General features: G+C 57.2%; 20 protein-coding genes. 3 read left to right on the top strand and 17 right to left on the bottom strand.

From position 1 onward, the window contains the following. Position 1: 1 nt before the first annotated feature. From DWB63_RS04950 to DWB63_RS04895, 12 genes are all read right to left on the bottom strand, one after another. Positions 2–868, bottom strand: a complete 867-nt coding sequence (locus tag DWB63_RS04950) for an alpha/beta hydrolase (RefSeq protein ID WP_128327706.1) — start codon at positions 866–868, stop codon at positions 2–4. A 4-nt stretch (positions 869–872) separates the two neighbouring features. Then, positions 873–1,277 (bottom strand): tRNA (N6-threonylcarbamoyladenosine(37)-N6)-methyltransferase TrmO, encoded by a 405-nt coding sequence (tsaA, locus tag DWB63_RS04945; RefSeq protein WP_128327705.1) that lies wholly within the window; start codon positions 1,275–1,277, stop codon positions 873–875. 11 nt (positions 1,278–1,288) lie between these two features. Continuing rightward, positions 1,289–2,236 carry a thiamine-phosphate kinase gene (thiL, locus tag DWB63_RS04940; RefSeq protein ID WP_128327704.1) on the bottom strand — a complete coding sequence of 316 codons (948 nt, stop codon included), beginning with the start codon at positions 2,234–2,236 and terminating at the stop codon, positions 1,289–1,291. A gap of 19 nt (positions 2,237–2,255) precedes the next feature. Beyond that, positions 2,256–4,388 carry an ATP-dependent helicase gene (locus DWB63_RS04935; protein WP_128327703.1) on the bottom strand — a complete coding sequence of 711 codons (2,133 nt, stop codon included), beginning with the start codon at positions 4,386–4,388 and terminating at the stop codon, positions 2,256–2,258. Continuing rightward, positions 4,389–5,687, bottom strand: coding sequence for an alkaline phosphatase family protein (locus tag DWB63_RS04930; protein WP_128327702.1), 1,299 nt, complete (start codon positions 5,685–5,687; stop codon positions 4,389–4,391). It abuts the gene before it with no gap. Positions 5,688–5,690: 3 nt separating this feature from the next. Then, positions 5,691–6,572 carry a phosphatidylglycerol lysyltransferase domain-containing protein gene (locus tag DWB63_RS04925; RefSeq protein WP_128327701.1) on the bottom strand — a complete coding sequence of 294 codons (882 nt, stop codon included), beginning with the start codon at positions 6,570–6,572 and terminating at the stop codon, positions 5,691–5,693. 8 nt (positions 6,573–6,580) lie between these two features. After that, positions 6,581–7,972: an MATE family efflux transporter gene (locus tag DWB63_RS04920; protein ID WP_128327700.1), complete on the bottom strand. Its 1,392-nt coding sequence runs from the start codon at positions 7,970–7,972 to the stop codon at positions 6,581–6,583. Between the two features lie 314 nt (positions 7,973–8,286). Further along, entirely contained in the window at positions 8,287–9,003 is a 717-nt protein-coding gene (locus DWB63_RS04915; RefSeq protein WP_128327699.1) for an ABC transporter ATP-binding protein, read from the bottom strand. Beyond that, positions 9,000–9,770: a cobalt ECF transporter T component CbiQ gene (gene cbiQ / locus DWB63_RS04910; protein WP_128327698.1), complete on the bottom strand. Its 771-nt coding sequence runs from the start codon at positions 9,768–9,770 to the stop codon at positions 9,000–9,002. Before cbiQ ends, DWB63_RS04915 begins: the two co-directional genes overlap by 4 nt. Positions 9,771–9,852: 82 nt before the next feature. Further along, on the bottom strand, positions 9,853–10,416 hold the full coding sequence (locus DWB63_RS04905; RefSeq protein ID WP_128327697.1) for an HD domain-containing protein: 564 nt from the start codon (positions 10,414–10,416) through the stop codon (positions 9,853–9,855). Between the two features lie 97 nt (positions 10,417–10,513). After that, positions 10,514–11,476, bottom strand: a complete 963-nt coding sequence (locus DWB63_RS04900) for a dipeptide ABC transporter ATP-binding protein (RefSeq protein WP_128327696.1) — start codon at positions 11,474–11,476, stop codon at positions 10,514–10,516. Positions 11,477–11,479: 3 nt separating this feature from the next. After that, on the bottom strand, positions 11,480–12,448 hold the full coding sequence (locus DWB63_RS04895; protein WP_128327695.1) for an ABC transporter ATP-binding protein: 969 nt from the start codon (positions 12,446–12,448) through the stop codon (positions 11,480–11,482). Positions 12,449–12,526: 78 nt separating this feature from the next. On the opposite strand from DWB63_RS04895, the gene trmFO reads away from it, so the two are divergent. The 3 genes from trmFO to DWB63_RS04880 all read left to right on the top strand — a co-directional run bounded on the left by trmFO (position 12,527) and on the right by DWB63_RS04880 (position 16,847). Then, positions 12,527–13,855, top strand: a complete 1,329-nt coding sequence (gene trmFO / locus DWB63_RS04890) for a methylenetetrahydrofolate--tRNA-(uracil(54)-C(5))-methyltransferase (FADH(2)-oxidizing) TrmFO (protein ID WP_128327694.1) — start codon at positions 12,527–12,529, stop codon at positions 13,853–13,855. 267 nt (positions 13,856–14,122) lie between these two features. Continuing rightward, positions 14,123–15,430 (top strand): O-acetylhomoserine aminocarboxypropyltransferase/cysteine synthase family protein, encoded by a 1,308-nt coding sequence (locus DWB63_RS04885; RefSeq protein WP_128327693.1) that lies wholly within the window; start codon positions 14,123–14,125, stop codon positions 15,428–15,430. A gap of 88 nt (positions 15,431–15,518) precedes the next feature. Continuing rightward, entirely contained in the window at positions 15,519–16,847 is a 1,329-nt protein-coding gene (locus DWB63_RS04880) for a trypsin-like peptidase domain-containing protein (protein ID WP_128327692.1), read from the top strand. A gap of 56 nt (positions 16,848–16,903) precedes the next feature. On the opposite strand, the gene DWB63_RS04875 is transcribed toward DWB63_RS04880, so the two are convergent. From DWB63_RS04875 to DWB63_RS04855, 5 genes are all read right to left on the bottom strand, one after another. After that, positions 16,904–17,236 carry a ferredoxin-thioredoxin reductase catalytic domain-containing protein gene (locus tag DWB63_RS04875; protein WP_128327691.1) on the bottom strand — a complete coding sequence of 111 codons (333 nt, stop codon included), beginning with the start codon at positions 17,234–17,236 and terminating at the stop codon, positions 16,904–16,906. Between the two features lie 2 nt (positions 17,237–17,238). Next, positions 17,239–17,490: a glutaredoxin family protein gene (locus DWB63_RS04870; RefSeq protein ID WP_128327690.1), complete on the bottom strand. Its 252-nt coding sequence runs from the start codon at positions 17,488–17,490 to the stop codon at positions 17,239–17,241. 115 nt (positions 17,491–17,605) lie between these two features. Next, a complete protein-coding gene (locus tag DWB63_RS04865; protein WP_128327689.1) occupies positions 17,606–18,463 on the bottom strand; it encodes an amino acid ABC transporter permease in 858 nt (285 codons plus the stop codon). Positions 18,464–18,509: 46 nt separating this feature from the next. After that, entirely contained in the window at positions 18,510–19,355 is an 846-nt protein-coding gene (locus DWB63_RS04860; protein ID WP_128327688.1) for a transporter substrate-binding domain-containing protein, read from the bottom strand. A gap of 157 nt (positions 19,356–19,512) precedes the next feature. Continuing rightward, positions 19,513–20,328: an amino acid ABC transporter permease gene (locus tag DWB63_RS04855; protein ID WP_128327687.1), complete on the bottom strand. Its 816-nt coding sequence runs from the start codon at positions 20,326–20,328 to the stop codon at positions 19,513–19,515. Positions 20,329–20,431 lie beyond the last annotated feature (103 nt).

Here is a 20,431-nt window from a genome sequence, read left to right as displayed (position 1 = left end):
CTTATGCGTCCAGTTGGTTGAGAAAATGCGTCATGGACTCGTTGAAGGCTTCGGGTTGTTCATAAAACGGCAAATGGCCGCTTTTGTCCAGTATGGCAAACCGGGAATCGGGAATGGAGCCGGCCACGAATCTTCCTGCGGACGGTCCGAAACACATGTGCCGGGATCGACCGTAAACAACCAGGGTGGGGCAGGAGATGGAGGGCAGCAGGGGGGTGTAGTCCCGCTGGGCGTAGTCTTCGTATATGGCCGTCGCAATGTCCGTGGGAGCCTTCAATTGTTCGGTTTGCATCCACTTCAGGGCGTGTTCCGGTGCCTGGCCGGAGAGAAACATGGCATTGACGAACCGTTGGGCAAACCCTTTGCGATCAAGGCGCATGGCGGTCAAATCTTCTTGCATGGCCTCCATGTTGTGGCCGTGGCATTTGTGGTTGTTCCAGGGGGCTGACGACATGGGGTAGGGGCCGGTTTCCACCAGGCCGATCCCGTCGAGCCTGTCCCGGCCGTATTGATGCCAGTATTCCAAAACCACGGATCCGCCCATGGACCATCCCGTGAGCATGGCGTTTCTCAAGTTCAGTGCGGTGATGACTTCACGTACATCCGTGGCATAGCGGGGGATATTGTGCCCGCGAGGCGTGGTCTGTGAGCGTCCGTGGCCGCGCAGGTCCACGGTGACGACCTGGAAGGCATCGGCCAACTGGGCCTGCCGCCGCCAGAAGATCGAACTCATGGTCCATCCGTGGACAAGAACGACCGGGCGGCCTGTTCCTCGGATTTCCACCCACAACCGGACGCCGTCCGTGGTCTGCACCCATCCGCCGACCTGGTTTTCACCGGTGGTTTCAACGGCTTCGAAAAGGTCCATTCAACTAATATCCCTTGGGGATCGGCTTGATGTCGATGACAGGGGTGCCGTCGATGGCCTCCAGCGGCTCCACCACCAGCGTGCAGGGTTCTTCTATGGCCACCAGGGTGACGCGGTGCAGTCCTATGGGGTTGGGGCGGGACGGGGATCGGGTGGTGAATACGCCGCGCATGGGAACCTCTACCCGGCCTCTGGGGTGGACCATGAGCACATCCCGTTTGGACTTGTGGAACCAGGTGAAGAGTTCGAGTTGTGCACCGGGTTCCATGGAGTCCAGGCCCTGGGCATAGGCCGGGTCCAGATCGATGCGAACGCGGGCCGCCCCGGCTTCATTTTCCATTTTGGGGGCCGTGGCCAAATCCTTTATTGGGGAGCGAATGGTGCCTATGATGACCAGTTCCTTGTCCATAACGCCTCCGTTTATTTGCCGAAGTGGTCGAATCCCTCGGTGGTGAAAGGTTTGTCATTGAGGATGATGCCCGGTGTCTTGGTCACGGTACCGATTTTCATGAAGCCGGGAACGGATTCGGCCTTGCCCGCTTCGAACGGGGAGACTGCTCCGAGCAGGGCGTAGTCTTCCCCGCCGAGCACGGCGAATTCCACTGGGTCAACGTTTACGGTTTCTGCGAAAGTGATGAGGTTGCTGTTCAGTCTGGACACATCGATGTGCAGGTCGGCTCCCAGGTTGGGGCCGAGAAAGCGGGGCAGGTCACGGGCCAGGCCGTCGGAAACGTCCATCAGTCCCTTGATTCCGGCGGCATTGAGCAGGGTGCCGATCATGACCTTGGGCTTGGGCCGCAGGTGGGCCATGACAGCGGCTGGCAGCGTTTCCCGAGCTTTGACGCCCGCTGCTTCGAGAGCCATGAGCCCGGCCCTGGCCAGGCCGATGTCGCCTACGGTGAACAGTATGTCGCCGTAGGCGCACTTGCCGCGTCTGAGAAACCCGGTGGAGCCGGCAACGCCGTAGATGGAGATGGACATGCCCAGGCGATCGGACCGGCTCAGATCACCGCCCGCCAGCACCATGTCGTTCTGTTTGGCCAGTGAGGACATGGATTTGAAGAAGTCGTTCCAGAAGGCGTCGTCCAGGCCGGGGGGGACCATGAGGTCCAGGGTAAAGGCCACTGGTTTGGCCCCCATGGCGGCGATATCGCTGACATTGACGGCCAACGCCTTGTAGCCGATGTCTGCCGCGGAGAAATAATCGCGCCGGAAGTGGACATCTTCCAGAAAGATATCGGAGGAGACGCAGTATTCCCTGCCGCCCGCCAGCACGGCGCAATCGTCACCCCGGCCAAGAGTGAGGAAATCGTGCTCGCGGGGGAAGTAGGTATCGATCAGTTCCAGGAATTGTGCTTCACTTTTCATATCCATCTCTTTTCCAGTATCAGATAAGTTCGAGGTAGTCCCCGATGATGACCTTGAGGCCGAAGCCGGGGAAGTTCACCCTGTATTTGTTCGGTTCGATATGGGCAATGATCTTGCCTTTGCCGAAAATCTTGTGCCGACAGAAGCCCATCTTGGAAGGATCGACCTTGGGCGTGGTCGAGCCGAACGCTGGGGATTCGTCTTCGACAACCGGGCGCGGAGAATGGGGTATGGACCTGCGCCGCTGCTCCAGACCGCCGCCATAGGACTCGTTCATGCGGTCAAAGACCGTGTCCGGCAGTTCGAGAATGAAAGGACTGGGCAGGGTCGGCTCGGACATGCCGCTGGCCCGGTTGTAGACTGAACTGGGCACGAACAGCTTGAGATGCTCCTTGGCACGGGTGCAGGCCACGTACATCAGGCGGCGTTCCTCTTCCAGGTCCTCGGCGCGCTGCATGGCCTTGCGGGACGGAAAGCGGTCCTCCACCAGGTCGATGATGATGACCGCAGACCATTCCAGCCCCTTGGCCGAGTGGACTGTGGACAGTACCACCGCGTTTTCCTTGCGTTTTTCATCCTCGGGGTCGCCGTCCAGGCTGAGGTCGCCGATGAATTGCTCCATGTCCGAATAGCCCACTGAAATCTGGCTGAGTTGTTCCAGTCCGGCCTGGCGCTTGGGGTAGTCGTCCGGGTATTTCTCCATGAGGATGGGCTGGTAGTAAGCGAGGATGGATTCCAGTACGGCTGAGGGTTTGGGAGGCGAAGAACGCAGTTTGTCCAGCTCCGTCAGCAGTTCCTTGAGCGGCTCGTGTTTCTTCAGCGCCTTGGCCATGTACTTGTCGTCCCTGGTGTGCATGGCCGTGTAAATCTTGGTCACGGTCTTGGGACCGACTCCCTTGATGTGTTCCATGGCCCGTTGCCAGGCCAACAGGTCGTGCGGATTGAGCACCAGCCTGATGTAGGAGAGAACATCCTTGATGTGGGCGGCTTCGTGGAACCGGATGCCGCCGTATTTCTGGTAGTCGATACCGATGCGCGTCAGGGCCACTTCCAGGGGGAAGGATTGGTATCCCGCCCGGAAGAGCACGGCCACATCGTGGAGCAGGTACTTCCGCTTGAATTCCAGGATCTGGTCCACCACCAGCCTCGCCTGGGTCTGGTCGCTCAGGGGATGCACCACCTCGGGCAGTTTGTCGCTTTTGAGGTCCGAGTAGAGGTGTTTCTCGAATTTGGTGGTCGCGCCCTTGAGTATCTCATTGGTCAGGTCGAGGATGGGCTGCACGGATCGATAATTCTTTTCCAGGCGGATGATCTTGGTGCCTTCAAATATTTGGGGGAATTCCAGTATGTTTGCGACATTGGCGCCGCGAAAGGCGTAGATGGACTGGGCATCGTCCCCAACGGCCATGACATTGCCCTTGCGGCCTGCCAGGTGCTTGACGATGCGGGCCTGGACCAGGTTGGTGTCCTGATATTCGTCCACCATGATGTACTGATAGCGTGTCTGGAGCTGGTTCCTGAGCGGTTCGTTTTCCTCCAGGAGCCTGTCCAGCAGAAAGAGCAGGTCGTCGTAGTCGACCAGGGCGTGACCACGCTTGAACCGGGCATATCCGTCGGAAATTTGCAGCAGGTCTTCAAGGTAGGGGTTCAGGTGGTAGGCCTCGCGCTCCAGGATGGCCTCGATGGGAAGCTCCTTGTTGCGGGACTTGGTGATCATGTCCAGCAGGGTGCTTTTCTTGGGATAGGAGCGGTCCCCTTTGCCGAGCTTCAGGTCGCCTCTGACTTCCTTGCAGATGTTCTCGGAGTCGGCCCGGTCCATGAGGGTGAAGCCGTTCTCAAAGCCGATGTCCATGGCATTCTGGCGCAGCGTGGCATAGGCAAAGGAGTGGAAGGTGCCGCCGGAGGTTCCGTGCAGGGAGCGTCCGAGGATGTCCTCTGTCCGCGCCAGCATTTCCTGGGCGGATTTTCGGGTGAAGGTCAGGAGCAGGATCTGGGCAGGGTCCACGCCCTGTTCGACCAGGTGGGCCAACCGGTAAACGATGGTCCGTGTCTTGCCCGAACCTGCACCGGCTATGACCAGCACCGGCCCTTCGGTGGTGGTCACGGCCTCGCGCTGGGCCTCGTTCAGGTCGTTTTCAAAATCTATGCTCATTTATCTTGTGATGTCGAAATGTTGTAAAATCAGGTCGCCGACATTCCGAATCCTTTCGGGCCGGGAATGTTCCGTGTCCATGTAGATGGCTCCGTCCACCGTATGTGTCCCGGTCCGTCCATGCAAACCAAAAATGTCGCTGCGGTCGAATTTGGCCTTGAGGTCGAAACCGGGGTGTGACTGGCAGACCAGATCGGGCAGTTGGTCAGAAGATGCGCCGGGATAGAGACTTGCGGCGGGGTGCACGGCCTTCATGACCGGTTCGCCGTTGTACTTCAACGCCATCAGCCCGGTGGCGATGCGTTCCTGTAGGGCCAATGCCTCCTCCGGGTCGATTAAACCGCGTCGGAACCGGTCTTTGGCGTGAATGTATATGCGGCCAGGGTCCAGAGCGAACGCCTTTGATTCTGATGCAATGGACCTGGTATCCCATTCATCCTTTGGAGGACCGGTCAGAGTGAGCAGGCCCTCTTGCATGAGCCAGGTGTTGAGGCATATTTCGGTCTTGATCTCGGTGAATCCGTGGTCGGCCAGCACCATGAGCCTTTTGGGGCCGGCAAGGGCGTCGTATCGTTCGAGGAATACCCCCAGGGCGTGATCCCACTCGGCCAGGAATGCCATGCAATCCAGGTGATCCGGGTGGTCCAGGTGGAGGACTGCGTCCATGAAAAAATGGAACAGCCGGTCCGTCTCGGTGAAGACATGAATGAACAGATCCCAGCCGAGATCAGGCCAGAGCAGGTCTAGGGCGTTCAGGCGGGATTGCAGGGTCAGGCGCAATTCATCGAGCAGATAGCCGAGATCGCTTTTGCCCCGGTTGGTGTCTGCTTCGAGCTTGTAATTGATTTCTTCAAGTTTTGCCTTAAGAAATGGCGGGTATGCCGCATGTTCCAGATCATGAGCCACAAAACCGGACACGAGCATCCCGCGCATGGGGTGTGCCGGGTAGGTGTTCGGCAGGTTGATCACTCGAGATATCAGCCCCTTATCACCAAGCAGGTCGAAGATTGTCGGGCCGGTGACGTCCGTTCTGCCGGATATGCGCAGTGCATACGTATCTGGATCGATGCGGGAGAATCCGAATATTCCATGTCCCTCCGGTCCGGTCCCGGTGAAAAACGAGGTCCAGTTCACGGGCGAGAGTTCGGGCAGTTCTGCCCGCACGGTCGTGGCTTCTGCGGCTATGCGGCCTATGTTCGGCAGGGAGGCGCCGAGCGTTTTAGCCAGGTCGAGCGACAGTCCGTCCAGGCCGAGGACAACCAGTCGCCTGCGTGGTTGGGAGGGAAGAAGCAGGGACATGGCCTAGAACAGTTGGGCTTCAAATTTCTTGAGGAAGAATGTGGGATTATACGAAAGCTTTGCCTTGCGCAGGCCTTCGTCACCCAGATCCTGTTCCCGGTTGACGTTGGTGAATTCTGCGGCATCGTTTTCCAGAAACATCTGGTTGATGGCTTGATATACGCCCTTGTAGCGGATGTCGCCCTTCTCGAAGTGGATGACCAGGGAGTCCTCGCACAACGGTTCGGCCACGGTGTAGGCTATGACCTTGCCCTCCACGCGGATGGTTGCACCCATGAGTCCCTTGATCTGATCGATGTGTTGCAGCACGCGGGTGATGGCGTGGTTTTCGGCCTTGAGCGCCTCGGATGGATTGTTCTCCTCGTACCACTTGTACCATTCGTCCTGCATCACCAGCACCTCTTCAACACATTCCGGGGCCATGGATTCATAGGTGTAGGGATAGTTCTTTAGAAATTGGTTCAGCAGGTTCTTTTTCTTATGGAATTTTTTACCCTTGAGAGAGATCAGCTCTTCGACTGAGTAAACGTAGTCCCAGTGGGCGCGACTCTCCTCTATGGTGATCTTGTTGCCGTAGGCGATGGACCAGAGCCGGGTCAGGGCCTCCGGAACACGGGTAAAGCGCTTGCCTTCGCCCATGGCTCGGCAATTGTTCCAGTCATATTGTTCCCAATCGCCCACCGGAGCCCAGCAGATGGTCTCGGGCTTGGTCTGGCGAATGAAGCAAAGCCCTTTGTTGAAGGCCCATTCCAATCCGTAGTGGTCGGCCCATCCGAAGATATTGGCAAAGGAGAAATCGCTGGTCACCAGTTGCGGACATTGGGTCAGGGCCTTGTGGTATTCGTCCTGCCTGTCAAGGGAGATCGGTTCGAAGTTGAGGTGCATTGTGTTCCTTATCCTTGTTGGCCGTTTCGTTTTTTGATCATGGCGAAACGTTGCCAGTTCTTGAAGGTGAAGAAGTAGAGCAGGGCAGAGGATTGCATTATCTGGGAGCAGAACATGGCTATCCAGATGCCTTCGGCTTCGTTCATGAAGACGTGGCCGAGACAGTAGGCCAGGGGCAGGCGTAGGCCCCAGGTGGCGGTGCCCATGATGAGCATATTGTACAGGGTGGCCCCGGCCCCGTTGAGGGCTCCGGCCAGGATCATGCTGGTCAGGGTAAAGGGAACGGCCAGCAGGTTCCATTTGAGATAGTTCACGGCCTGGACGGCCACGACTGCATCGCGGGTGAACAGGTCCACCCAGGGAACGATGAACTGCCAGACCACCAGGGCGAAGAGCGTTATGGAGATCAGTCCTATGCCGAGAATGCGGAAGCCGAATCTCTTGGCTTCTTCCGGTTCTCTTGCGCCCAGGTAGTGGCCCACAAGAATGCTCGCGGTCATGTTGAAGGCCATGGCGGGCATGAACAGCAGGGACTCGATGCGCAGGCCGATGGACATGCCAGCCAGGGCATTCACTGCGCCGCCCGGCAGGCTGGCGGTGATGGCGTAGAGCACCAGGTAGCCGGACTGCCAGACGACCTGCATCAGCCCGGAGGGCCAGGCCACCTTGAGCAGGTAGGGAATGGCCCGTTTCATCCAGCGCCAGGGGGCGAAACTCTCTCGTTTGAGCAGGCCCTGTCGTGCGAGTGTGATCAGGTTGAACATTGCTCCGGCAGTGACCGAGCCGAAAGTGGCCCAGGCCAGCCCTTTGTAGCCGATATTCGGCATGCCGAACCAGCCCAGCCCCAGCCCGAGGTCGAGGACGGTGTTGAGCGAGGTCACGATTATCATACAGTAAAGAGGGTAGAATACCTGCTTGCGCGCCCGGAAGATGGCGTTGGTGATCAGCAGCATGTAGTAGGAGGGCAGCAGGAGCAGGAAAACGGTCAGAAAATACTGGGTAACAGGGCGCATCTCAAAAGGCACCTGCAGGGCGGACAGCAGCATGTTTTTCAGGGGCAGGCCCAGGAACAGGAATATAGCGCCGAGCAGGCAGGCCAGGATCAGGCACAGGCCGATATACCGTTTGGCACGTTTTTCCAGGCCTGCTCCGATGGACTGGCTGATGGCGGCCACAGAGCCGTTGGCCACGGCCATGGCTACCACCAGGAGGAAGAACAGGGATTGGGTGATGATGCCCAGGGAAGCCTGGACCTCACGGTTGATGTACCCGGCCACCCATACGTCAGCCATGCCGATGAGCACATGGAACATGGTCATCAGCAACTGCGGCCAGGCCAGATTCCAGATGGTCCTGGTGGGGGCGTGCGACATTCGGGCTGTAAGATCGTTGTTGGGCATCGTGAGGTTTTCTGTTTCAGGCGGGCCGGTTTTGGCAGGCCGTTGTTTTATAATAGGTTCATATTTCGAATTGCCAAGGGCCGGGAGCGTTTTATCGGTTGTTTGAGCAATCTAGATCGATCGCATGTGATGGAGTCTTTACTCACTATTACAAGATGCTTCAGGGAGGAGTGATATATGTGTTTGAAAGGAGTGGCATTCGATAGCATGGAGTTGAATATGGACCGGTTTTGTGTGGCAGGGGCGTTTAGTGCTCAACAGTTTTGCCAGAAGATCAAAAAGGGGCGTGGCGCGGTTTGCTGATGCTTTTCCCATTAATGTTGATGGGGTACATCCCCTTCCTCGTGCACGTGGACATGTGTGTGCGGTTTGAGTTCGCCCGGCCGGATGCGGCCATCGCGCATGGCGATGAGCCTGTCGGTGGTCGCAGCCAGGAAATCCGGATCGTGGGAAACCACCAGCCGCGCCATGTCGAGCTCGTGGAGTGTCTCCACCAGTCTGTTCTTGGCCTCGGGCGAGAGTCCGGTGGTCGGTTCATCCAATACCAACACTTCCGGTTTCATGGACAATACGGTCGCCAGGGCTACCAGTTTTTTTTCGCCGCCGGACAGTCTGTGGGGAATGCGGTCCTCAAAACCGCTCAGCCCGACCACGGCCAGGGCCTCCCTGGCTCGGGCGGCGGCATCTTCCCTGGACAACCCCTGATTGAGCGGCCCGAAGGCCACGTCGTCGAGGACCGTGGGGCAGAAGAGCTGGTCGTCGGAATGTTGGAACAGAAAACCGATCTTGAGCCGGGCGGCGGCAAAGGCCTTGGCGTCGGACATGGGCGTGCTGAAGAGTTCAACTTGGCCTTGGTCCGGGGTGATCAGTCCCATGAGGATGTGCAGCATGGTGGATTTGCCCGCCCCGTTGGGACCGAACAGGCCCAGCTTCTCGCCATGATGCAGGTGGAATGTCAGCTTGTCCAGGGTGTTGCCACGTTCAGGAAAGGCGTATGTGATATCCTTCAATTCAATGATCGCATGGCTCATGACAATCCCCTTTGGATGAAGCCGAAATAGATGATTCCCAGGCAGAAGCAAGTGCACAGGGCCAGGAAAAGGTAGTCCTGCGGTGCGGATTTAAAGGCTGTCAGGGAGTAGAAACGGCCGTGAAACCCGCGGCAGCGCATTGCCGCCTGGACCCGTTCGGCGCGGTCCCAGCTTTTGACCAGGAGCATGCCCACCAACCATGCATAGGCTCGGTAGGTGTGGGCGCTGGTGCGTGGTTTGAACCCCCGCGCGCGCATGGCCTGGCACATGGTGGTGTACTCCTGGTGGATGGCAAAGATATAGCGATAGGTGAACAGGAGAATGTGGCAGAGTTTGTTCGGTATGCCGAGTTGCTGCATGGCCGGGCCGAGATTCTGGATGGAGATGGTCCCCAGAAGCGCCATGAGGCCGAGCACGATGGCGTTGGACTTCACCGTGATGAGCAGGGCAAGATCCACGCCTTGCGTGGTGGCGTGAAGGGGCCCGATGGACCAGATTGCGTTGCCCGGCAGGGAAAAGGGGATGAACAGCCACAGGAAGGCGATGAAGAAGTTGACTGCGAACAGTCGTTTCATGACCAGGATCAGATTCAGATGGGCCGCTCTCACAAGAAAAAGTCCGACGGCAAAGGCGATCCAGGCCGGTTTGGGCAGGGTCAGCAGGGCCACAGGCAGGGTCAGGAGCATTGCGCAGATCAGACGGATGCGCGGGTCCATCCTGTGGATGACGGAATCGCCCGAGGCGAACGGCTCGGAAAGTGCGGCCACATATGCTCCTTTTCTCAGATAATCCGGGGAGGCTTGTCAGGGGAAAAGGAGTAGTACAGAATAGGAATCCCTGCAACCGACCTTATTCGGCAGCCAGTCCCACTTCAGGGGCGATTTCAGTTACCGAGTCAATGGCGATCTGGAGAAAATCGCCCAACTCCAGGCCTATCTTGTCGCATTCGCGAATGCAGTCGCGGTTTACGCTGGCCGCGAACGCCTTGTCCTTCATTTTCTTTTTCAGGCTCTTGGGGTTCATGCCGTCGATCTTGGTGGGGCGGACCAGGGCGCCTGCGTGAACCAGCCCGGTGACGGTTTCGCCGCAGCGCAGGGCAAAGTCGAAATCGGTTTCCGGTCCTTCGGCTCCGTTCATCTCGGCGGCATGGCGGCGGATGGCGGTCAGGGCTTCGTCAGGGAGTTTGCCTTTCAGCATGTCAACGGTGTCCAGCCCGTGGCGAGCATAGGCCTCTTTTGTGACGGCGTAGTCCAGGTCGTGCAGCAGTCCGGTGATGCCCCACAGATCAGCGTCCTTGCCCAGCTTGACGGCCAGGCCGCGCATGACGGCTTCGGATTCCAGGGCGTGGTTGATCAGGTTGATTTCGGTGTTGTGTTCCTTGAGCAGGGCCAGGGCTTCGTCTCGGCTTATCATATCGGTTCCTTGGGGTTTGAGTATCAGCGTGCTGTCATAGTGCCTGATCAAATCGTGGTGTTCCAGATACAGATTCTCGGATGTCCGGGCGGTACAGTTACTCGGACGCGTAGAGCCAGCATGCGGTTTTTACGCCGTCTGGCTGGGCCATGAGTTCGGGGCGGCCGTTTCTGCACTTGTCAAAGGCAGCGGGGCAGCGGGGGTGGAACGGACATCCTGTGGGCGGGTTCATGGGGCTGGGCAGATCCCCTTTCAGGGCGATGCGTTCGGTTTGCCTGGTCGGGTCCGGGACCAGCACTGCGGACAGCAACGCCTTGGTATACGGGTGTTTCGGGTCTGCGAACAGGTTCTTGCTCGGCCCGACTTCCATGATCCGGCCAAGGTACATGACGGCCACATTGTCGGAGATGTGGCTGACCACGGACAGATCGTGAGAGATGAAAACATAGGTCAGGTTGAACCGGTCCTGCAAGTCCTTGAGCAGCCCCAGGACCTGGGCCTGCACGGATACGTCCAGAGCGGACACCGGTTCGTCGCAGACAATGAGTTTGGGGTCCAGGGCCAGGGTCCGGGCCACGGCTATGCGCTGCCGTTGGCCGCCGGAAAATTCATGGGGGTAACGCTGGCTGTGTTCGCCTCTCAGGCCAACCAGTTGCAGGAGATTATTGACTTTTTCCAGCCGCTCGTTTTTGGAGCCGATATTGTGGATATCCAGTCCCTCGCGGATGATGGAGCCGATTTTCTGGCGTGGGTTGAGGGAGGAATAGGGGTCCTGAAAGATCATCTGTATCTTGGAGCGCAGTTTTTTTTCGTCCCATGCGGTGATGGATCGGTTGCCGAAGATGACTTCTCCGCCGGTGACTTTTTCCAGTCCCATGATGCATTTGGCCAGGGTGGATTTGCCGCAACCCGATTCGCCCACCAGGCCGAGGGTTTCACCTCTTTCGACGCTCAGGGTGACGCCGTCCACGGCGCGGACGGTCGAGGACAGGAGGCCGAGCATGCCGCTGGTGACCTTGAAGTGCTTGGAGACGTTGATCAGTTCGAGCAGTGGGGCCATGGCCTAGTCCTCATACAGCCAACAACGGACTTTTCGGCCCGGTTCCGGTTCAAAAAGCGGCGGAAGCAGCAGCGAACATTTCTGGTAGGCCTTGGGGCAGCGCGGATGAAAGCGGCATCCCTCCGGCAGGTCGAAGATGCCGGGCACGATGCCGGGGATGGCGTTCAGGCGCGTGGTTTCGCCCAGGGTCGGCACCGATGCGAGCAGCCCCTTGGTGTAGGGGTGGAGCGGATCGGCGTAGAGTTCCTTAACTCCTGCGAGTTCCACGATCTTGCCGGAATACATGACCGCCACGCGTTGGGCCATGCGGGCCACCACACCCAGGTCATGGGTGATGAGCATGAGCGAGCCGTTCATGCGGGCCTTCAGCTCATTCATGAGGTCCAGAATCTGGGCCTGGATGGTCACGTCCAGAGCCGTGGTCGGTTCGTCGGCGATGAGAATATCCGGTTTGCAGGCCAGGGCCATGGCGATCATGACGCGTTGGCGCATACCGCCCGAAAGCTCGTGGGGATAGGATTTGGCGATCTTGGCCGGGTTGGGAATGCCCACCAGGTTCAGGGCATCAACGGCCTTGAGGAGCGCATCGTGTCTGTTGAACCCCTGGTGCAGCCGGAGCGGTTCCGCGATCTGGTCGTCCACTCGAAAGACCGGGTTCAGCGCGGTCATGGGCTCCTGGAAAATCATGGAAATGGCGTTGCCCCTGATGGACATGAGCTCGCTCTCGGTCAGGTCCAGCAGGTCCTGGCCTTTGTAGAGGATGCTTCCGTCGGTGACGCGGCCCGGCGGATCGGGTATGAGACCAAGGATGGACAGGGCGAGCACGGTCTTTCCGCAGCCGGACTCACCCACGATGGCCAGGGTTTCCCCTTGCATAAAGGAAAGGCTGACGTTATCCACCGCCTTGGCAATGCCCTGGTGCGAGGAAAAGCACGTGGTCAGTTCGCGTATGTCGAGCAGGGGGTTTGTCATCTTTTGATTCCGCAGGTTTGCTGTTCAGGCTTCTATACGGCATATTGCGGCGAACGTAAACGATATCGGGGATATGAAATGGCACAAGTGGTAATTGTGGGCGGTGGTCTGGCCGGGTGTGACTGCGCATGGCAGTTGGCCGAAGCCGGTATTTCGGTCACGCTCTATGAGATGAAGCCGGAAAGGCGTTCCGAGGCCCACACTGAGGACGGACTGGCGGAGCTGGTCTGTTCAAATTCCTTTCGTGCCACCGGACCCGCCGCGGCCATAGGACTGCTCAAGGAGGAGATGGAGAGTCTCGGCAGTTTGGTCATGGAGGCCGCCTTTGCCACAAAGGTGCCCGCCGGCGGCGCCCTGGCCGTGGACCGTACCCTGTTCTCCGAATATATTACCGCAAAGATCGAAGGGCATGACGCTATCACTGTGGTTCGGCGGGAGATTGCCTCGCTTGATGATGTTGATTTGCAAGGAGCTGCCGCGGTCATCATTGCCGCCGGTCCCCTGGCCAGCCCGGAACTGACCGAGAGCCTCATGGAGACGGTGGGCGATGCCCGGCTCTATTTTTATGACGCCATAGCGCCGATCATCTCCCGCGATTCCGTGGACTTTGACAAGGCTTTCTGGGGGTCGCGCTGGAAGCCCGAGGACGACGATTATCTCAACTGTCCCATGAACGAGGACGAATACAAGGCGTTCGTGGCCGCTCTGCTCGAGGGGGAGAAGGTCAAACCGCGCGATTTCGAGAAGGAAGTGCACTTCGAAGCCTGTCTGCCCGTGGAAGCCATGGCCGAGCGCGGGGAGATGACCCTTGCCTTTGGTCCGCTCAAGCCCGTGGGGTTCACGGACCCCAAGACCGGGGAACGCCCCTTTGCCATTGTCCAGCTCCGCACCGAGAATGCGGACAAGACCTCCTTCAACCTGGTGGGCTTCCAGACCAAGCTCAAGTACCCGGAACAGAAACGGATCTTCAGGATGATACCTGGCCTGGAGAATGCCGAATTCCTCAGGCTCGGTTCCATTCATCGCAACACCTACGTCAATGCCCCGGAGGTGCTGGACGAGACCTTGCAGTTGAGAGGCAGGCCCGGATTCTATCTGGCCGGGCAGATCACAGGGGTGGAAGGGTATCTCGAGTCCGCTGCCTGCGGCCTGTGGCTTGGCCTGTCCCTGTCTCGCCGGATAAAGGGCGTGGAAGTGACGGCTCCGCCGGTGGAAACGGCGCTCGGGGCATTGCTTGGCCATTTGCGGACCAGGCCCGAAAAGCAGTTCCAGCCGTCCAACGTCAACTTCGGGCTCATGCCCGGATTGCAACAGAAGATGAAGAAGAAATTCAGGAAGGAAGCCTACGGTCAGCGGGCGCAGGAAGCGTTCGCCGCATGGCTGGCTGGTGCCGGGCTGGAAAAATGACCCCCGCCCCGAGTCGCTCAAGTTCGAGGCGGGGACCTTTCGCTGACCCCATTGTTAGCGAAATCTGAAACGTTTTCACGCGGTTTCCGCTTACCGTGTCGGAAAAATGTTCCTTGTTCATATGCTAGCAATACCTGTTCCATGAAGCCCTCTTATGGTCGGGATAATGAATTGCTATGAATGCAGGTATTGCCAATTGTCTCCTGTTGTCGCACTCTGAGGCAGAGCAGGGCGTTTGGCCCCGGCAGATTTAATAGGAGCATCGTCATGACCGACACGAAATATGGTCCTCAGACATTGGCCCTCCATGCAGGGCATACCCCGGACAGTGACACTGGTTCCAGGGCTGTTCCCATCCATCAGACCACGGCGTACCTCTTTCGCGATACCGGTCATGCCGCCGATCTGTTTGCACTCAAGGATTCCGGCTACATCTATACCCGCCTGAACAATCCGACCACGGACGTGCTGGAAAAGCGGCTGGCCGCCCTGCACGGCGGCGTGGGCGCATTGGCCGTGGCCAGCGGCATGGCGGCCATCTTCTATGCGGTCACGGCCATCACCTCGGCAGGGCAGAACATCGTCACCGGTTCCAATCTCTACGGCGGGACACAGACCCTGTTCGAACATACCCTGAAGCGGTTCGGTATCGAGGCGCGATTCGTGGATTCCTCTGATCCGGCCAATTTTGAGGCGGCCATCGATGAGAACACCCGGCTCGTCTACAGTGAGTCCATCGGCAATCCGCGTTGCAATGTCGATGACTTGCAGGGGATCGCCCGTGTAGCCCACGCGCACGGTTTGCCGTTCATCCTCGATTCCACGGTGGCGCCCCCCCCCATTTTCAATCCCTTTGATTTCGGCTGCGACATTGCGGTCTACTCTCTGACCAAGATCGTGGGCGGCCACGGCGTGGCCATGGGCGGGGCCATAGTTGAGAAGGGCGGTTTCGATTGGGGGGCAGCCGGCAAATATCCCGAGTTGACCGCCCCGGACCCGACCTACAACGGCATCAATTTGTGGGAAGCCATGGGCGGTGCGGCCGGTGAACCGTGCCCTGTGTTTACCACCAAGGTTCGCATCGGTTTGTTGCGTGACACGGGTGCGGCCCTGTCACCCCACAACAGTTTCCTTATTATCCAGGGTATGGAAACCCTGCCTCTGCGCGCTTGCAAGCACTGTGAAAACGCCCAGAAAGTGGCGGAATTCCTGGAAACGCATTACGCTGTGGAGTGGGTCAACTATGCGGGACTCCCCAGCCATCCCGATCACGACAAAGCCAAGAACACCTTCCCCCTGGGACCGGGAGCGGTCTTCGGTTTCGGGGTCAAAGGCGGTCTGGAAGCAGGGCGCGTCTTTATCGAATCCGTGGAGTTGTGTTCTCATCTTGCCAATATTCTAGACGCAAAGACATTGGTCATCCATCCGGCGTCCACCACGCACGGCCAGTCCACCCCTGAAGAACAGCTCGCGGCAGGGGTGCCGCCGGATTTGATCCGCATCTCCGTGGGGTTGGAAGATGTGGAAGACATCATTGAAGATCTTGACCGGGCGCTGGCCAAGGCAACTGCCTAGAATTGGTCAAAAAGCACGACAAAGTGGTTGTATGTATACATGAAAATGTGTATCGAAAGGCAGTTTGAATCTGCCTGGAGGATACGTTGTGCGTAAGATTGTATGTGCCCTGTTTGTCTGTTTGTTGTTTCTGCCGTCATGCGGAACAAAGCGAGTCGCCATTCCCCCTCATGCCGTTCTTCCCCCTCTGGAGATGGAATCCGGCGTTGTTTTGGAGCCCATTGGGCTGAGCAAAACAATAGTCTCCATCAAACGGGGCGAAAAAATAGGCGCCTATTATTCCGGGCAGTCCGAAAGCAGTATGAATCTGTGCAACTACAATTGCAGTGCGGAAATGTTCTGGACCTCATCGCGCTCGACCATCGGCGGCATCGATGATGAGTTCAGCCAGTATTTTTATGAATCGTTGACTGCCCGTGGATACAATGTCGTTGGCGATCCGAAGCGGATATTTGACAGAGAAGAGGAGTTGTCCAGCGCACATTATCTGGTGGCCGCTGAAATCCGGGATTTGAGAACGAACATTTGCCGCGTTTATGATTTCTGGACAGGGAATGCCCTGGGTACTGAAAACGGGGAAGTGTGGCTGCAGGTTGAATGGACGGTCTATTCTCCTCTTGAAAAGAAGTCGCTTTTACAAGTGACGACAACGGGTTACCAGAAATCGGTTGAAGAGCGGGCCGGTGGCTACACTTCGCTCCTCTTTGAAGCCTTTTCGAGTGCGGCCGAAGAACTGTCTGCCGACAAAGACTTTTATGATCTGGTCAGTGGGCGCAGTGTTCAGGACAATCTCGTCAAACAACAGTCTGTTGGCGATGTTCTCACAATACCCTTGGTCGATAATTATATTACGTCATTTTCAGAAAAACCGTCGAGGGTGACCGATTCGACTGTGACGGTGCGTACTGCATACGGGCATGGTTCAGGGTTTATCATCACCGACGACGGGTACATCATCACCAATCAGCATGTGGTGGGGAAAAGCGATAAGGTTTCCATCGGTTTTTCAAACGGGTTCGAACTGCCCGGAAAAGTTATAAAGGTGCACCCGACGCGTGATGTCGCCTTGGTAAAGGCCGAGCTTAATTCGGCCAGGCCCATGCCCATAAGGCAAACCCCCGTGAAAGTCCTGGAGCCGGTATTCCCGGTGGGAACACCGCTCGATCAGAAGTTGCGGTCGACCATTACGCGGGGAGTTGTCAGCGCGCTTCGTGAGGATGAGAAGACAGGGCTGCACCTGATACAGACTGATGCCGACATTCAACCCGGCAACAGCGGCGGACCATTGGTCGACAATAACGGGAATGTCGTCGGAGTCTGTGTGAGCGGCTACGGGGAACGATCCATCGGCATCAATAATTTCATTCCGATCAGAGAAGCGCTGACGGCCTTGAATATTCACATTATCGATGAATAGAACGAAAAAAGGCCGGGAATTCGATCCCGGCCTTTTCTTTTACTTTGAGCCTTTGATCAGAAGAGTATCTTTTCCGGCGGCCTGCTTTCAGGCACGACTGTTTTTTCGATTTTCCCTTCGTTGAAATCCTTGCTCACGTACAGGGCGCAGAAGCATGCGCCGTACTTTTTGACGTCGTCTTCCCTGTAGGTGCAGGGACAGATAATATCCTTGTCAGCATCGAAATCGCCGTTGGCAAGGCGGCAGGGACAGGCCATGTAGCCGAAGCGCTCCTTGTTGATGAGCAGACTCTCCAGGAGCGGCATGGTCATATCCATGTCGTTGTTGAAGTAGTAGCCCTTGGGTTCCTGCGCCTTCTTCAGCATATTGAAGAGTTGTTTGACGTCCATGGCTATTCTCCCTTGAGGGCTTCGTCGATCTGGTCCTTGTGATAGCCGACCACGACCTTGTCCTTGATGACGATGGTCGGGAAGGAGACGGCCGGATTGTACTCCTTGATCTTTCTGACCACGTCATTGCGTTCATCACCGCTCAGTTGGTCCACGTGAACGCAGTCGTATTTTACTCCGCATTCGTCCAGGTATTTCTTGGCATTCCTGCAATGGATGCAGGTGGAAAGTGCATAGACCTTGATGTCGTTCATTTGAAGTGTCTCCATGTCCAATGGTTGAGTTGGCTCAGATGTTTCGATTTCCGGCGGAGTCTCGGGCTTTTCGTCCAGTGTTCCGGTAAAAAACTTTTTTATGTATCCGAACATGTTAGTCCCTTTTCAAGGTCAGTTCCAGCTTTCTTACGGCCAGGGAGCACAGAAATGTGAGTACGAAGTATATGATCAGGACCAGGGTCCATATCTCGAAACTTCGATACGTGGTCGTCATGAGCTGCTGGGCCTGAAACGTCAGTTCCTCGATGGAGATGACGGACACAATGGCAGAGTCCTTGACGATAGATATAAACTGTCCGGCCAGGGCTGGCAACATGCGTTGCAGTGCTTGGGGCAAAATCACGTGGAGCATGGACTGGCTCCGGCTCATGCCCATGCTGGCCGAGGCCTCCCACTGTCCCTTTTCCACGGATTCGATGCCTGCCCGGAGGATCTCCGCAATATAGGCCGCTTCAAACAGCGCCAGGGTTATGAGAGCGGATATGAATTGCGGGAATCGGTTCATGGGACCGAAAAACCAACTCAAAAAATCCTTTGTGCCGTCTGAAAGAGTGTAGACGAAGGTGTCCACGCCCAGCAGGCTTATGATCTGATCGCCGATGAAGAAATAGAAGATGAAAATCAGCACAAGCGGCGGGGTGTTTCGTATGAGCCCCACATAAGTGGTGCCGATCTGGCGTTTGAACAGGCTGGGACTGACCCTGAACAGGCTGATAATGAGGCCCAGGATCATGGCCAGGATACCGGACCAGAGGCTCAGTCGAATGGTTGCAAACAGGCCGAGTGTCAGGGGGCCGGGTCTCCATGACCGAGTCTGTTCATCATACCGCAGCAGAAATTGCGGTATGATATCCCAGTTCCAATGGTAGTTCAGACCTGTGGCAGCCTTGTAAAAGACAAAGCCGAGCACCCCCGCCAGAGCCGCCAAAACGGCGGCGTCCAGCGGGGTCATGCGCAAGCGTTTCCCGGAAGTTGATTGTTGCAATGAATCGGCCCGGTTACTGGATGAGAGTTTCCCAATCGTTGGAGAAGAACCAGTATTCGTAGTGATTCTGGAGCCAGCCCTTGCTCATGGTGACCCGTACCCAGTTGTTGAGCCAGTTCAGGAAATCGGGGTCGCCTTTTCTGACGGCAAAGGCGATGGGCTCCTTGGTGAAGTCCTTCTTGGATGGCAGGTAGAGTTGCTTCGGGTATTCCGCGGCCAGGGTGGAGGGCAGCGGATTGGATGCGATAACGGCATGTACACGTTCGTTGAGCAGTTCCTGCACGGTCTGCGACTCCTCGTCGAAGAAGAGGATCTTGGCCTGTGGCAGATAGTTCTTGGCCGCTTCGGCGGCAGTGGTTCCGAGCCGCACGGCAACCGTGGTGCCCGGATTGTTGAACTCCGAGGCAAGGGACCGGCCGGGAGCCAGTTTACGGCTGGCGACAACCGACATGCCTGAATATTCATAGGGAATGGAGAAGTTCACTTTGAGGTTGCGTTGGGGAGTGACGGACATGCCGCCGATGATGATATCGAACTTGCCGGTCAAGAGTGCCGGGATGATCCCGGACCACTTGGTGGGAACAAATTCGACCTTGACGCCCATGTCTTCGGCCAGTTTTTCGGCCACTTCGATTTCGAAGCCGATGTATTTGCCGTTCTTGTCCTTCATGGCCCAGGGTTTGAAAGTGTCGAATCCGACTTTGAGTACACCGCGTTTGAGAATGGTGTCCAGTTGGCTGGCGGTCGTTTCGGGGGCTTTTGCATTCTCTTGCTGCTGCGGGGATTGCTGGCTGCATCCGAAGGCGCTTACGATGAGCATCAACAGTGCCATGAGGGATAAGATCCGCGATTTTTTCATTGGCTTCTCCTTGATCCGGAAGACGGGTTCCGGGGGAAAAAGGTTACTTTCCGGAATCCTGGGCAAAGGTGACGTGCGACACTCCCAGAATGGCGATCATGATGACTCCGTCGATTTTGACGGCTCTCCAAATGGTCATGGTCCGCTCCTTTTGAGGTTATGGCTGGATGCCGTTGAACCGTTGCTCCAGCAGGCGCACCACGCCGGACAATGTCAGGGTGACCACAAGGTAAATGGCGGCAACGGTAAACCATATTTCAAATGTTAAAAACGTTTCAGCGTCGATCATTCGTCCCTGTTGCGTAAGGTCCAGAATGGCTATGGTGCTGACAAGGGCGGAATCTTTGATCAGAGACACGGCCTGGCTTGTCAGGGGCGGCAACACGCGCCTGACGGCCTGGGGCAATATGATGTGGCGGTACATGGCGAAGGGGCTCATGCCAAGGCTTTTGGCCGCCTCCCACTGGCCCGTGTCGATGGATGTGATACCGGCTCGGAATATCTCCGACGCATAGGCCCCTTCGAACAGGCTGAGGGCAATGATCGCCGCCCAGAAACCGGACATGTCCAGGATGGGGGCGAGGACGAAATAGATGAAGAATATCTGGATGAGCAGGGGGGTGTTGCGGATCAGTTCCATGTAGACCCGGGCCACGCCCCAGGCTGCCCACGAGCGAGTCATGCGGAGCAAGGCCGTGGTCATGCCGATGGCAAGCATCAGGATCAGGCTGATGGCGGAGATCTGAAAGGTGACCCCGAGGCCTTGCATGAGCAGACCCCATGTGAAGCCTTCATCGGTGCTATGCCAGAGATATTGCGGAATGCGATACCATTGCCAATTATAGCCGAGGCGGTGGGAACCCATGACAAGCAGACCGGCCAGGGCGGTCAGGAGCACGACGAATTTCGCCGTATCCACACATGCTGAAACGGAAAAGGGTCCGGTTTTTGTCGGGGGCAATTTGGCTGGCATTCTCTTTGTTTGTTTTGATGATGCGGAACAAGGCCTTTATGGTGTTACCGTACCACAATACCTGAAAGAATCCAGGTGATATTCTGTTGATGCCAGGCGAAGA

The sequence above is a fragment of the Pseudodesulfovibrio sp. S3 genome, from assembly GCF_004025585.1.
In the GTDB taxonomy this organism is placed as follows: Bacteria; Desulfobacterota; Desulfovibrionia; order Desulfovibrionales; family Desulfovibrionaceae; genus Pseudodesulfovibrio.
This window is presented reverse-complemented; position numbering and strand designations above follow the sequence as displayed.

What these genes read in the sequence shown, in the direction of transcription:
- DWB63_RS04950 (WP_128327706.1), bottom strand. Translation starts at nt 868, where the DNA reads ATGGACCTTTTCGAAGCCGTTGAAACCACCGGTGAAAACCAGGTCGGC.
- tsaA (WP_128327705.1), bottom strand. Translation starts at nt 1,277, where the DNA reads ATGGACAAGGAACTGGTCATCATAGGCACCATTCGCTCCCCAATAAAG.
- thiL (WP_128327704.1), bottom strand. Translation starts at nt 2,236, where the DNA reads ATGAAAAGTGAAGCACAATTCCTGGAACTGATCGATACCTACTTCCCC.
- DWB63_RS04935 (WP_128327703.1), bottom strand. Translation starts at nt 4,388, where the DNA reads ATGAGCATAGATTTTGAAAACGACCTGAACGAGGCCCAGCGCGAGGCC.
- DWB63_RS04930 (WP_128327702.1), bottom strand. Translation starts at nt 5,687, where the DNA reads ATGTCCCTGCTTCTTCCCTCCCAACCACGCAGGCGACTGGTTGTCCTC.
- DWB63_RS04925 (WP_128327701.1), bottom strand. Translation starts at nt 6,572, where the DNA reads ATGCACCTCAACTTCGAACCGATCTCCCTTGACAGGCAGGACGAATAC.
- DWB63_RS04920 (WP_128327700.1), bottom strand. Translation starts at nt 7,972, where the DNA reads ATGCCCAACAACGATCTTACAGCCCGAATGTCGCACGCCCCCACCAGG.
- DWB63_RS04915 (WP_128327699.1), bottom strand. Translation starts at nt 9,003, where the DNA reads ATGAGCCATGCGATCATTGAATTGAAGGATATCACATACGCCTTTCCT.
- DWB63_RS04905 (WP_128327697.1), bottom strand. Translation starts at nt 10,416, where the DNA reads ATGATAAGCCGAGACGAAGCCCTGGCCCTGCTCAAGGAACACAACACC.
- DWB63_RS04900 (WP_128327696.1), bottom strand. Translation starts at nt 11,476, where the DNA reads ATGGCCCCACTGCTCGAACTGATCAACGTCTCCAAGCACTTCAAGGTC.
- DWB63_RS04895 (WP_128327695.1), bottom strand. Translation starts at nt 12,448, where the DNA reads ATGACAAACCCCCTGCTCGACATACGCGAACTGACCACGTGCTTTTCC.
- trmFO (WP_128327694.1), top strand. Translation starts at nt 12,527, where the DNA reads ATGGCACAAGTGGTAATTGTGGGCGGTGGTCTGGCCGGGTGTGACTGC.
- DWB63_RS04885 (WP_128327693.1), top strand. Translation starts at nt 14,123, where the DNA reads ATGACCGACACGAAATATGGTCCTCAGACATTGGCCCTCCATGCAGGG.
- DWB63_RS04875 (WP_128327691.1), bottom strand. Translation starts at nt 17,236, where the DNA reads ATGGACGTCAAACAACTCTTCAATATGCTGAAGAAGGCGCAGGAACCC.
- DWB63_RS04870 (WP_128327690.1), bottom strand. Translation starts at nt 17,490, where the DNA reads ATGAACGACATCAAGGTCTATGCACTTTCCACCTGCATCCATTGCAGG.
- DWB63_RS04865 (WP_128327689.1), bottom strand. Translation starts at nt 18,463, where the DNA reads ATGACCCCGCTGGACGCCGCCGTTTTGGCGGCTCTGGCGGGGGTGCTC.
- DWB63_RS04860 (WP_128327688.1), bottom strand. Translation starts at nt 19,355, where the DNA reads ATGAAAAAATCGCGGATCTTATCCCTCATGGCACTGTTGATGCTCATC.
- DWB63_RS04855 (WP_128327687.1), bottom strand. Translation starts at nt 20,328, where the DNA reads ATGCCAGCCAAATTGCCCCCGACAAAAACCGGACCCTTTTCCGTTTCA.